The following is a 12,227-nucleotide window of genomic DNA, read 5'->3' as shown; positions in this document are numbered from 1 at the left end:
CCCCCGCACTGCATCCCTTTGACGTGAAGGACCAGAAGACGATCATGCCGTCCCGCAAGAAGTTCCTGTGCCAGCGCTACGAGCCCGGCGACTCCGCCTTCGGCAACTCGCTGCGGCTCGGCCGCTACCTAGCCGCCCCCAAGTGCGACGAGCTGCCACGCGAGGTGTTCCGCGACGATCACACGATCACACGGGGCTGGGCGGTCGGGTTCGGTGAGTGGTTCTTCTTCACCGCACCGGAGCCGGCGGTCACGTTCGGGCGGGCCGCGCGGATGTCGGCGGACTGCCACGGGTACGGGGTGTACGAGGCTGCCCGCGAGCTGCAATTCTGCGACATCCACGAGGTCGATGAGTGGGTGCTGCTGGTCGACATCGCCGGCGGCCAGGTCGACCGCCACGACGAGGAACTGCAGCTGAGGCTGATGAAGGGCTTCGTCCAAGGCGCCAAAGAAAACCCGTGGTCAGCGCACTGGAAGCCGCTCACCGGCTTCATCAGCGACTACAACCAGGGCAGGCCGGTCGCCACCCGGATCCGGTCGCTGCCGCTGTAGCGCCTGGTCCCAGCGTCGCGGTCGACGTGCCGCCCCTCGAAAAGCTCGGCGCGCGGTCGAAGCTGGAAGTCGTCGCCGTGGCACGCCGGGAGGGCCTGCTCGGCTGATGCAGCTGCACCAGCCCCGCGGCCCCTCGTTGAGCGGCTGTCCCTCGCCTGGGGCACCGCGCCACAGAGTGGGGAACGTGGTCTGGTGCGGTGCTGTCGGCACTGTCGGCCGAGCTCGTCGGCTGAGGTCCTCGCGCTCGTGCTATGCCGGAGCGCCGGTCATCCGGTCTTTCATGATCAGCGTCGCCAGGTGATGACCTTGTCCTTCAGGTCGAGGGGCTTGTCGTCGGGCCCCTTGATGTGTTCGTTGATCCAGATCGCACGATGGGCACCGAGCCGCGGATGCCACTGGTTCCGCCAATGACCTCGCACCATCCATCGGTGCGACCATTCGACCTGAGCGTGCTCGGCCTGCGGGTCGCTGGGTCGTGAACGCCGACGAAGCGTGACGATCACGACCGGCCCAGGCACCTGGCTGCTCTTCTGGAGACGTCGCCGTTGCGGCCTGTCGGGCTCGATCTCGCCGACGGCGGCCAGTGGCTGCTGCATCAGGGTCCACATGGCCCGCGCGTATCGGCACAGCTCGGCGGTCATCGGGCGCATGGCCCCGATCTCCACGCTGTAGGAGCTCGCCAGCGGTCGCCCTGCGGGGAGAAACGTTCCGGTGGCGACGGGAACGACGGGAGAACCGAAGAACGCACGCTCTTGCTCATCGACCGCCAGCCCGAACCACTGCAGTATGAGACCGTCGTCGTGTTGCTCTTCGGCGTAGTCGTTCGCTGGGAGGGTCCGGTGCGCCGGGCGCCAGTGCAGCCCGATAAAGGGATGTTCCTCGCCGCATTCCGGGTCGCCGCAGAGCAAGGCGAAAGGGCGAGCGAGCAGGAGGAACCCGTGCGGGGCGGGCGGCTCCTCGAGCAGGACGTCCTCGTCGGGCATGGTCTTCTGCGCCGTCACGGCGACGTTGACCATGTCGGGCGCGACCCAGAAGTTCTGCGCCGCCTGCAGGCTGTCGAACTCCTCGTCCCGGGCGTTGCTCAGGCCTTGAGCCTGATAGCCCTCGGCCATCGTCTGTGCAATCTGCTCGGCCATCGGAGATAGCAGCCAGGCGGCGTAGTCCCGTTTCACATCAAGGGTTTGTCGTGGGTCGAATGCCTGCCCGATAGCCGCGTCCTGCGCGAGACCACCGTCAGTAGGGCGCTCATCGCTTCCAGACATTGACCTTCTCCCCTCCCAGTAGCGGAGCTTCATCAGGTCCTTTGAGATGCGGGGCGATCCACACCGGCCGGTGGACCTGCCGCGATGGATACCACTGCTGACGCCAGTGGCCGCGCACGATCCAGCGGTGGCGATACTCGCGTTCGCCGACCGAGTCGCCGGTCGGTGTCGCGCCGGCAGGACGTCGGAGCTCGACAAGGCGAACATCGGCTGGCTCGTGTCCTGCTCGCTGCAGGCGCCGGCGGGCCGGGCGCGTCAACGGCACGTCCCGGGAGCTGGTGACCGGTTGCTGCATCAGCAGCCATGCGGTGCGCAGCCGCGGAAGCAGCACCGTCGCGAAGTTCGCCGCGTCTGTCGTCACCCCGGCGTTGTCGCCGAACGGCCAGAAGTACTCGCCGCCGTGAGCGTAGACCAGCCGCGGCTCTCGCCGACCCACCTGCCGGTTCGGCGCGATGCGATCGAAGATCGGGGCCGCCTCGGCGCGATCCATGTAGGTCGTTCCGAACAGGACGTCGTCGCGCGCCGGCGTGCGCGCCCAGCAGACTGCGGTGACGCCTAGTTCGTCTTCGCCGATCGATACGGGTGCGATGGGACTCTGGAAGATCATCAGCCCGGTATCGGAGGGCAGGTCTTCAGGTGCGAGCTGAAAGTCGGGGACGGACTGCGCCGCCGCCTCGACCAGCTCGACCATCTCCGCGGCGACGTAGAACAGGGTCGCCTCTCGTAGGCGCAGGACCTCCGTGCCGCGGAGAACCGATGCTGCCTGCGCGGGGTTTTTGTTGGCACCGACCGGCAGCCAGTCGTACTGGCCAGCGGTCGCCAACTTGAACCACAGCTCGGCTGCAGTCTCCTGGCCCAGCCACTCGACGATCTCGGCCCTGATTTCCGGCAGGTCGACCGGACGAATATCCGTCATGAATCAGCCCCGGCGTCCGCGACGGTGGTGGCGCGCAGCTCGGCGATCTGCCGTTGCAGCCGCTCAATGGCGTCGGCGACGTCGTGGCCGGCCTCGCCCAGCTGCTTCCACAGCACCAGTTCGCGTTCGGCGATCGGGAGAATCTTCTCGGCCGGGGGCACCAGGTATTCGCCCAGCAGGCGGGAGCGGCGGCGCTGCAGGCGCATCAGCTCGATGTGCGGGTGCAGCCGGGTCATGCCGCCGCTGACCGGGTCGTCCTGCTGGGCCGGGTCGCTGGGGCGCCGGCGCTCCCGGTACCACTTGTCCAGCCGAGGGCCCCAGTACTCCGGATTGTCCGCGCCTTCGGGAAGCCGGAAGCTGCCTTCGACGCCGTCTTCGGCCTCGAGGAGGGCGCCCTTGAACCGGTCGAGCGCCTCGGCGTAGCGGCGGTGCGCGCTCTGGCGGGAGATGCCCAGGTCGTCGCCGAGCATCTCCCAGGTCGCGCCGGACACCATCTCGTAGACCGCAACCAGCTCCACGAAGTCCTCGACCCGGGAGCGGAGCCGGTCGGCGTCGTCGATGCTCGTGCGGTCGGGCAGTGGCCGGTGCTGACCGCCGGTGATGGTCAGCTCGGCCGGCGGGATCGGCACCCAGCCGATCAGCGAGTCGGCGAGTTCCCGCGCGGCGAGCGACACGGCCAGTCTCGCGCGGGTCGCGTCGGTCCAGGGAGCGGTGTCGTCCGGCTCGGGTTCGGTCAACATCATGGCGTCAGCGTACGGCTGACACATGCGTGGTTGTCAGCCTTCGGCTGACAACCACTCGTTTGGCGGATGCCGTGAGCCAATTCGGCCTGGTGTACTGAACTAGTCCTGATTACCTGTGAAATAAGGATCGGTTACCCGGACACGAGGAGGCAGCGAGATGGGCGCGAAGAAGGGCGACATCATCGAGTGGGAGAGCGACGGCGATGACAGCTACCGCTACGGCGAGATCGTCGAAGAGCGCAACGGCTACGTCCGCGTCGAGGGGCGCACGGGCGAGGAGTTCTGGGCCGACGGCAACGAGGTGTTCGTGCCGTGACCACCGCGCCGGAGACGCCGCCAAGGCCGGTTGCCAGCTCCGCTGAACCCGGATTCACCGGACGACATCACACCGGAATGTCCGGCAATGGACAGTCCGATGCGGCGAAATCGACCACTCTGCACGCCGCCCGCCACTTCGCGCGAAGGAGCCCTGCCTCATGACTGCCGCCATGACCGCCCCCGCCCCCGCCTCGACCTCTCCGAGCGAGGCTTCGCTGCAGGTGGTCCCGATCGATCCTGCCCGCTGGCCGGCCAACCCTGGCCAGTTCGTCGCTGCCCACTACCGCTGGGTCACCCTCGACCTCGACACCGGCGAGCTGGCCCTGTCCGCCGACCCCGCCTACTGCGGCCCGGACGACGAGCAGCTGCGCAAGGGCGAGCTTCCGCGCGAGCTGCGCGGCCACTGGTACACCCGCGGACACGGCTTTCCGACGCCGATGCCGCGCCGGATGGTCTGGTTCCTGTGTCGGTACGACGATCTCGATGCGGATCAGGCCACGCGGGTGCTGGAGCTGATTGCCGTCCACGCCCGGACCGTGCTGGCCGGGCAGGTCGAGGTGCCGGAGCGGTCGGCGCCCGGCTGCGACTGGTCCCTCGAGGCCGCGATCGCCGTCCGGACCATCGCCGCGATCACCGAATCCCCGCAGCGGGCGCTGCGTGAACCCAGCCAGGTCGGCAGCTACGCCGCCGTCGGCGTCCTGGCCCTCGAGGACGCGTTCGCTCTCGCGCCGGCGCTGGCTGACCCGCAGCACGCCGCGGCCACCGACGCCGAACTCGACGCCGCGGCCGCCAAGCTCGCCGAGCACCTCCCCTACCAGTGGGCCGAGCAGCCCGAGCTGCAGTGTGCCGCTGGGCACGCCGACCGGAGCTTCGGCTACCGGACGATCCACGCGGTGGGTGTGCTCGCCGCGCTCTACCGCTACCGACGGATCCAGGCTGGGACGCTGAGCGTGTGCCAGGCCCCGGTGTGGTTCGCCGGCCGCCCGGCCCGGTTGGCGGTCGTCCACGACGACACCACCGACGCCGAGCTCGCGCGCCTGGCCCACGCCGAGGACCAGGCCGCCGCGGCCGCCGGGCAGCGCCTCGTCGGCGCGCTGGCCTACCTGCAGGCCAGCCGGGCCGCCCAGCGCGACCACATCCGCCACCGTCTTCGCACTGCTCGCGGTGACCGTGCCGCGCTGCTGCTGCGCGTCGACGCCTGGGGCGACCCGGCCGACGGCGGCGACACCACTCGCACCACCACGCTCGCCCAGCTGGCCGGCCTGCCCGCAAGCGTCGTCGCCGCGCTGCGCGAACGCGCCCACCTGACCAACCTCGCCGCGGCCGCCGACAACGCCCGCGCGATCGTCGGACCCACCGGGGGCGCCCGATGAACCGCAACGATCGGCTACCCGCCGCGCACCTCTCCCCCGCGACGCTGATCGTCGACCCGGAGCAGGCCGACACCCGCGCCCGGCTCGTGGAGGTCGTCCACGTCAGCGCCCCCGATGCCGAGGGGATGGTCGTGATCGCCGGGCGCCGCGACGACGGCGTCGCGTGCCGGATCCGGATCGCCGCGGACTGGCCGGTCGAGCTGTGGACCGCCGAGCTGGCCGCGCTGTGGGCCGGCACCCTCGCCACCGAGCGAACCCGCCGGATCCAGGCGGCGCAGGAGCAGCACACCCGCGCCTTTTACGCCCAGGCCGACGACGCCGCGCTGCACGAGCGGCTCGACGAGATCGAGACCGACCTCGTCGACAGCCCGCTGACTGTCCTGCAGCGGATCGGGCTGGTGTGGCGGCGCGGCCTGATCCTCGACGAACTCACCCGACGCGACCGCGTCCGACGGCTCGCGGCGTTCATGACCGCGCTGGAGGCCGGCGACACCGCCGAACTCACCCGGCTGGCTAACGAGACCACCCCCGCCGATCGCGAAGCGATCCGCACCGCGGCCTTCGCGGAGCTGGCCGACCGGACCGTGGCCTATCTGGCCAACCTCGCTTGACCAATCTCGCTTGACCGACCGAGGAGACACGATGACCACACCCACCGCCCTCATCGGCCGCGCTGGCGCCGCGGTCCTGGCGGCCGCCGCGCTCGCGGCGTGCCAGCCCGGCCACGCCGCCACGACAACGACGGCCGCCGCGGGATCCACGGCCGGTGCCCCGGCGACGGCGTTGGCGAATGCGCCGGTGCCCGCGGCGAGCAGCTGCACGCTGGGCCACCACAACGGTCAGGACCTGCCCGACCCGCACTGCACCCCCGGCACGGTCAACCCGCAGGTCACCCAGGCCACCATCGGCACCACCATCTGCGCGTCCGGCTGGACCAAGACGATCCGGCCGCCGACGTCGGTCACGAACAAGCTGAAGAAGCAGATCGACGCCGCCTACGGGCTGCCGACGTCCACCGAGGGCGAGCTGGATCACCTCATTTCCCTTGAGCTCGGCGGGGCGCCGTCGGATCCAGCCAACCTGTGGGTCGAGCCCGGCAAGATCCCGAACCCGAAGGACGCGGTCGAGAACAAGCTGCACAGCGCGGTCTGCTCCGGGCTGGTCCCGCTCGCCACCGCGCAGCGGGCGATCGCGGCGGACTGGACGACCGCGTTCGACGACGCCGGGCTGCGCGTGGCCGGCGGCAAGGTGTGCCTGCGGGACAACCCATCCCGGTGCGTGGGCTCGCAGCGTGGCGACGAGGACGGCAACTAAAGCCTCAACACCAGGGGAAACCGATGATCGTCGCGGACAACGAGAGGGAACCGATGGCCACGCCAACCGGTGCAAGGCGCTTCGTGCGCTGGAGTGACGTGCTGGGCACGTCGTGCCGGGACCTGGAGGGCTGGGAGCTGGACCCGGTCGACGGCGACGATCCGCGTACCCCTGAACCGGGCCGGTCCGATACGTGGCTGGCCCGGCTCAATCCGCTGCAGAGTGCTGCTGGCCCGTGGCGCTCCGGAGGCCGCCCGGCGCACGGCATCTACTGCCGCCCCGCCGCCGTTGATGGCCTGACCGACTGGGCGGCCGCGGTGGACGGCTGCTTGATCTGGCGCTGGAGCGGCCCGCGGATGCGCTGGCAGTCCCCCCTGGTTTCACCGTGGAACCCGATCCTGGCCCAAGCGCGCACCCTGGACGACCTCGGCTTCCGCGCACCAGACCTTGGAGACTGGAACCGCTTCACGGCCGAGGCGATCCTGTCCGGCCGCAAGCCGGGCGGCTACTTCGGAATCCGCCCGCGCCGCGACATGCGGCGCTGGGTGGAAGCGGCCCGCACCGCCGGGATCGTCGTCCAGTTCCACGCCCGTGGCTGCTGGGCGTACGCCGCCCAACCCGGCACCCTCGGCGACCACTTCGACCTCCCCGCGCTGGCCACCGAATACCGGCGGGTCCTCCCGGCCGAGCTGGCCGCAGAGCAGGTGGCCGAGCTGGCCACGCTCGCCGATCTGGATCTGCTCACCGCGGCCGAGAACCACGAGACCTACTCGGTCGCGATCGGCGGCCTGGCGCTGGGCTACCCACCCGAGGTCACCGCCGGGCTGATCCTCGCCCGCCGGCATCGGGCCGGGCACCTTCCCCAAGCGCTCGAGTACGGCGCCTACTGCCCATCCTGCCGACAGCCGCAGCTGGCTGCAGCCGTCGAGGATCGAGGGACTCGATGATCACCGCGGCGAGTTTCCCGACCCCGGAACTGGCGCTGCGCAGCAGCGACCCGGCCGAGCAGACCCGCGTTCGCGGGTTCGCCCAGCACCAGGCCGCCGCGGCCGAGGCGCTGCGCCGGCGGCTGGTCGCCGAATGGCCGGGCTGCCGGTCCCGGCTGCAGCGACGCGACCTGCTCGCCCAGGCGCACGCCGATCTCGTGCAATGGCGCTACGAGCTCGCATTGCAGGCACCCGGCCGTCCCGGCACCGGGATTCCGCTGGACCCGCAACGGTTCCGGACGACGATCCGCGACGGCGGCCCCAACTACGACCGGATCGGCTACCTCGGCCGGCTGCGCGACGGCGCGCACTGGGATCCGGCCACCCGCACCTTCCAGAGCGGCCGGCCGACCCCGGCCAGCGAGATCATGCTGCGCTACGGACAGCTCGCCCAGGCCCGCTTCGACAACGCCGGGTGGCTGCCAAACCCGGACGTGCTGCAGAACGTCGTACGGATCCCCAGCACGCGGCGGCAGATCCTCGGCAACCGCCTCGTCCGCGGCGATGCCGCGCGCGCCATCGCCGACGAGCTGACCGCCCGGGTCGCCGCTCGTGGGCGCGATACCAGCCGGATGGAGACGGGCGGCGATCTGCTCTACGTCGTCTCCGCCGACCCCGACGACGCAGACACGATCTTCGACACCGCCCTGTACCTGCTGGCCGACGCGGACATCGGCGACAGCGCCGAGCGGCTACGGCTGCTGCAGCACGTCCGCTACCTGCTGTTCCAGGCGCCGCAGACGAAGAAGGGCTCCGACGCGGTCACCCGCGTGTTCCTCGTCGGCGTCGGCGCGTTCCTGCTCGGCCGGGCGCCGGTCATGCAGTCCGACGCCGACCTGCGCTGCATGGTCCTCGACCAGAACCACGCGATCGAGATGCCCGCCGACGTCCCGCTGATGGTCGCGGCCGGGCCCGTCCGCCGCCGGGGCGGTGCGGTATGAGCAGCGCGATGTCGCCGTCCGGGCCGGCCGAACCGGAGATCGCCGTCCGGCTGCGCGCCGCGGCCGCCGACTGCGACCACGCCGCCGGCGCCACCGCCGCGGGGTGGGTGCGTGAGCGCCTGGCCGCGGCCGCCGCGGCGTGCCGAGACCTGGCGGCCGCGCTCGGCACCGACCCGACCCTCGCCACCGAACCCGCAGACAGCGGCCGGCTCCGCGCGGTCGAGCTGGTCCTCGAGCTGACCCGGCAGCTGCACACCCTGCTGCACCCCGGACCAGACGGCGAAGTCCAGGACGAGCGGCGCGCGGACGCCGACGAGCTCGCCGCGCGGCTGGACGCGCTCGCCCGCGGCGCGGCCCGGCTGGTCCCCCGCGCCGACGCCCGCAGCGAAACCGGCGCGCGGGAGATCTCCCGCCGCCGCCTGGTCGGCCAGGCCGTGGCGTTGCGGGAGGCCGCGCAGCTGCTGCAGACCGCCGCCGAGGCCGCGCTCGCCGTCGAGCACCCTGACCCGGTCGCGGTGTCGCTGGCGGCGATGGCCGTGCAGATCCGTGCCCACGCCCACGACCTGACCAGCTGGGCCAGCAGGCACCCCGACCCCGCCGCGCAGCTGCTCGCCGGTGCCCGGCCCGTCGACGAGCACGGCCATGCCGTCGACATCGACGAGCGACCGGGCGACGACGCCGCAGATGGGTTTGCGGCCGCGGGCACCGTGCTGGCCGCCGAGCCGCCCGGCACCGGCCTCGCCGCACCGGCCGAGCCGGAAGAACAGGAGGGGGCACCGGCCTGGGCGCGGCCGCTGGTCGACGAGACCGCCGCCTGGCTGCTCACCGGCTACACCCGCGCGACCTCGCGCACCACCGCGGCCAACGCGCTCGGGATCCCCCGCGCCGATCAGCGGCTCTGGCGCGGAGAGCCGACCCGCAACGCCCCCGAAGCCCCGAACCCGCTGACCTTCTTCCCCTGGTGCCAGCGCGCCGGGATCAACCCGCTGACCGAGATGAGCCGCGAGCATCTGCGGGAATGGCTCGCCGCCCAGCAGGCCGCCGGAGTCCCGGCCGGGACCCGCAAAACCCGGCTCGGCTACGTCTCCGCGTTCTACCGCGAGATGCGGCTGCGCGGGAAAACCACGTTCGAGGTGCCCGCGGCGCTGCCGCGCACCGAACGCGGCCGCCTCGGCGTGCTCCGCCCGCCCGTGGAAAAGCCCACGGTCGCCCTGACCCTGGCCCAGGTCCGGGCGCTGCGGGTCGCGGCCCGCACCTACCGCGGCCGCGGCCCGCTGGCCACCCGCGAGCTCGTGGCGCTGCGGCACGCGGCGATGGTCGATCTGCTCACCACCACCGGCATCCGCGCCGACGAGCTCTGCGCCGCCAACCGCGGCGATCTGCGCCGCGCCGGCCCCGACGGGCACCCCGCGCTGCACATCCACGGCAAGGGCGCGAAAAACCGGTGGGTCCGGATCACCGCCGTCGCCCTGGACTCCCTCGACGCCTACCTCACCGCCCGTGATGCCCACGAGGCCGGCGCCGAGCTCACCGTCGCCGGGCAGGTCGGCGCGAAACCCGCGGCGACACCGCTGCTGGCCACCACCAGCAGCGCCCGCCTCGGCGTCGAGCAGATTCCCCGCATCCTCAAGTCGCTATGCACGAGCCTGCTGCGCGTCGCCGCGGCCAGCGGTTCCTCGACGATGCGGGCCCACGCTGCGGCGCTGCGGCCGATCGCCGACACCATCCACCCGCACAGCGCGCGGCACTTCTACGCCCGCGTCGCCGAAGCCCACGGCGTCCACATCCGCCAGCTCGCCGCCGACCTCGGCCACTCCTCCGTCGCGGTCACCGAGGCCTACCTCGCCGCCGCCGACACGCTGGAGAACTCCGCCGCCCCGGTACTGGCCGACCTCATCACCGCCGGCGAAGAACTCGCGCTGCAGCCCGCCTTCACCGATCGTCCAGACGACGCCGCGCTGCGCCAGCCCGAGCCGGGCAGTACGGAGGGCCTGCGATGAGACGGCAGCGATCGGCGCCCGCGATGTGGGGCCCGACCCAGGGCACCAGCCTCCGGGCATACAGCTGAGCTACGGGGCACTGTCCTCGTAGGTCGAGTCCAGTCGGAGATGAAGCGGCCGGGCTGCGGTGCCGTCCTGCGCCCACAGGATGCTCGGCTCCGCGCCCGGCCTCTCGTGTCGGCCCAGCTGTCAAACAGGGAAGCGACCCGAGAAAACTAGTTTCGCACGTGATATTCGTGCGCATCTCAGCTGGTAGAGAGTTTTTAGAGGAACTTCCTACTAGAAGAGACGTGGAAACTATCCCCCCGTTTTGGGGGGACACATCAGGTTTTCTGCGGTTTTCTGCACACTCTCGTACAGCGCCCGGCGAGCCGGGAGGGCCCGGTAAGCCGAGCGTCCCAGGTCAGACAGGACGCGCCGCTCAGGTTTTGCGTGTGACCTGCAACACAACTCGTCGGTTGTGTTGCAGGTCACTCTAGGGGCCACCTGGGGAAATGAGAAGCCTGAACAAATCCGTTCACGAACGTGCGTGGCGGGCCTACAGCGGTGTGATTTTCTTGTTCTGTGGCGCCCGACGCGCGACGCAACGCCCATTGCGTCGCGCGACTTTCGGGTGATGGCCCAGCTGTCAAGCAAGGAGAACACCCGATGGTTTACATCCTGCCGCCGCGGCGGCCCAAGCGGTCCTGCGGCGCGCTCAGCGTGCTGGAGGTCCTGACCTTCACGACGGCAGTGGTCGCCGTCATCGTGCTGGAGCGGCTCAGTGCCGAACTGCTGCTGTCCGCCGGCGTGGTCGTGATGCTGCTGGCCCTTGTGCGCGGTGTCCCGCTGCGGCACCTGCGTTTTCCGGGCGGGAGCGTGATCGCGTGAACACCGCGATCCCGTTCGCCGACCAGGCTCAGGACCGGGCCAACGTCATCCCCACGCTGGGGCAGCAGCTCGAAGCGCTGGCCGAGGAGCACTGGGAGCTGAGGCGGGAGACACTCCGGCGCCTGGCCGATGCCGAGGCACGCGGCCGGTACGTCACTCCGGGGAAGCGGATCAAGCTGGCGGTTCCCGGCAAGGCGATTGCGGCGGCCGCGTGGCCGCGGCGGTGGACGTCGTCGACGACCCGCGTGCCCTGGCGATAGCGGAGGCCCGGACGAAGGAACTGCACCGTGCGCTGGCTGCGCTCGACCCGGGCCAGCACGAGTGGCGGCTGCTGGCTGGCGAGGTGGGCACCGATGTCAGCATCCGGCCGGCCCTGCTGCGCCGGGCATGGAACCCGGAGGAGACAACTCTCTTCGCACGTGAGGTCTACCGGCAGTACTCGACTTGGCCGGAGCTGCGCACACCGTGCGGCAGGAGATCTGGCGCCGCTTCAACGCCGCGTTCCAGGCGGTTGCGGCGGCGAAGGGCAAGCGCCAGGCCGGTACGAGCTCGAACTCGCTGCTGTGGGTCTCCGGGACCGCGACAGCGCAGGAGGTCATGACGGCGCCGTTGCAGACCATCGATACGGAGCCGGCGTTCCTCGCGCACCTGCGGTACCTCCTCGACTACTCGACCCTCAGCACCCGCACCCTCCACGCGGCGATGGCCAAGCGTGTCCCGCGCGTCCCGGGCCACACGACCCTGGTGGGCTGGCTCAAGGCACCAAGCTGCCCTCACAGCTCAGCGAGTCGGCTCTGCGGCATGGTCGAGGCACTCGCCGAGAACATCGTCGAGAACCCCTCGGTGCCGTCCGCAGGTGTCGACGAGCACGTGCGGACTACCGGATGCTGCTCACTCAGCGGCAGGGCGATGCCTGCTGGCCGGCCGGTCCAGCGGGCGCTCGGCGTGCTGGC

14 protein-coding genes are annotated in these 12,227 nt (G+C 71.3%); 11 read left to right on the top strand and 3 right to left on the bottom strand.

The window, feature by feature from the left end:
- Window positions 1–23: 23 nt before the first annotated feature.
- Entirely contained in the window at window positions 24–551 is a 528-nt protein-coding gene (locus tag BT341_RS00065; RefSeq protein ID WP_143168411.1) for a hypothetical protein, read from the top strand.
- 284 nt (window positions 552–835) lie between these two features.
- Here the strand turns inward: BT341_RS00065 and BT341_RS00060 are convergent, their stop codons facing one another.
- From BT341_RS00060 to BT341_RS00050, 3 genes are read right to left on the bottom strand one after another with little or no spacing between them, the layout of a single operon-like run.
- A complete protein-coding gene (locus BT341_RS00060) occupies window positions 836–1,813 on the bottom strand; it encodes a hypothetical protein (RefSeq protein WP_143168410.1) in 978 nt (325 codons plus the stop codon).
- Complete coding sequence (locus tag BT341_RS00055) at window positions 1,797–2,729, bottom strand: hypothetical protein (protein WP_072474297.1); 933 nt, start codon at window positions 2,727–2,729, stop codon at window positions 1,797–1,799. Before BT341_RS00055 ends, BT341_RS00060 begins: the two co-directional genes overlap by 17 nt.
- The gene (locus BT341_RS00050) at window positions 2,726–3,472 is read right to left on the bottom strand and encodes a hypothetical protein (RefSeq protein ID WP_072474296.1); all 747 of its coding nucleotides are present in this window, start codon (window positions 3,470–3,472) and stop codon (window positions 2,726–2,728) included. The genes BT341_RS00055 and BT341_RS00050 overlap by 4 nt, the downstream gene beginning before the upstream one ends.
- Window positions 3,473–3,629: 157 nt before the next feature.
- On the opposite strand from BT341_RS00050, the gene BT341_RS45050 reads away from it, so the two are divergent.
- The 10 genes from BT341_RS45050 to BT341_RS00005 form a co-directional block, all read left to right on the top strand.
- Window positions 3,630–3,788, top strand: a complete 159-nt coding sequence (locus tag BT341_RS45050; protein WP_177328694.1) for a hypothetical protein — start codon at window positions 3,630–3,632, stop codon at window positions 3,786–3,788.
- Window positions 3,789–3,948: 160 nt separating this feature from the next.
- Window positions 3,949–5,163 carry a hypothetical protein gene (locus BT341_RS00045; protein ID WP_143168409.1) on the top strand — a complete coding sequence of 405 codons (1,215 nt, stop codon included), beginning with the start codon at window positions 3,949–3,951 and terminating at the stop codon, window positions 5,161–5,163.
- Window positions 5,160–5,774 carry a hypothetical protein gene (locus BT341_RS00040; RefSeq protein ID WP_072474294.1) on the top strand — a complete coding sequence of 205 codons (615 nt, stop codon included), beginning with the start codon at window positions 5,160–5,162 and terminating at the stop codon, window positions 5,772–5,774. Before BT341_RS00045 ends, BT341_RS00040 begins: the two co-directional genes overlap by 4 nt.
- Before the next feature lie 31 nt (window positions 5,775–5,805).
- Entirely contained in the window at window positions 5,806–6,477 is a 672-nt protein-coding gene (locus BT341_RS00035) for a hypothetical protein (RefSeq protein ID WP_072474293.1), read from the top strand.
- 23 nt (window positions 6,478–6,500) lie between these two features.
- The gene (locus tag BT341_RS00030; RefSeq protein ID WP_072474292.1) at window positions 6,501–7,424 is read left to right on the top strand and encodes a hypothetical protein; all 924 of its coding nucleotides are present in this window, start codon (window positions 6,501–6,503) and stop codon (window positions 7,422–7,424) included.
- Window positions 7,421–8,404, top strand: coding sequence for a hypothetical protein (locus tag BT341_RS00025; protein WP_072474291.1), 984 nt, complete (start codon window positions 7,421–7,423; stop codon window positions 8,402–8,404). The genes BT341_RS00030 and BT341_RS00025 overlap by 4 nt, the downstream gene beginning before the upstream one ends.
- Window positions 8,401–10,404 (top strand): site-specific integrase, encoded by a 2,004-nt coding sequence (locus tag BT341_RS00020; protein ID WP_072474290.1) that lies wholly within the window; start codon window positions 8,401–8,403, stop codon window positions 10,402–10,404. Before BT341_RS00025 ends, BT341_RS00020 begins: the two co-directional genes overlap by 4 nt.
- A gap of 648 nt (window positions 10,405–11,052) precedes the next feature.
- Window positions 11,053–11,274, top strand: a complete 222-nt coding sequence (locus tag BT341_RS00015; RefSeq protein WP_072474289.1) for a hypothetical protein — start codon at window positions 11,053–11,055, stop codon at window positions 11,272–11,274.
- On the top strand, window positions 11,271–11,534 hold the full coding sequence (locus tag BT341_RS00010) for a hypothetical protein (protein ID WP_072474288.1): 264 nt from the start codon (window positions 11,271–11,273) through the stop codon (window positions 11,532–11,534). The genes BT341_RS00015 and BT341_RS00010 overlap by 4 nt, the downstream gene beginning before the upstream one ends.
- Window positions 11,535–11,739: 205 nt before the next feature.
- The coding region (locus BT341_RS00005; protein ID WP_143168406.1) for a hypothetical protein at window positions 11,740–12,227 on the top strand (488 nt) is incomplete at its 3' end.

Source organism: Amycolatopsis australiensis (genome assembly GCF_900119165.1).
GTDB classification, from domain to species: Bacteria; Actinomycetota; Actinomycetes; order Mycobacteriales; family Pseudonocardiaceae; genus Amycolatopsis; species Amycolatopsis australiensis.
The sequence above is the reverse complement of the archived record's forward strand: the minus strand, read 5'-3'. Positions and strand labels throughout refer to the sequence as shown.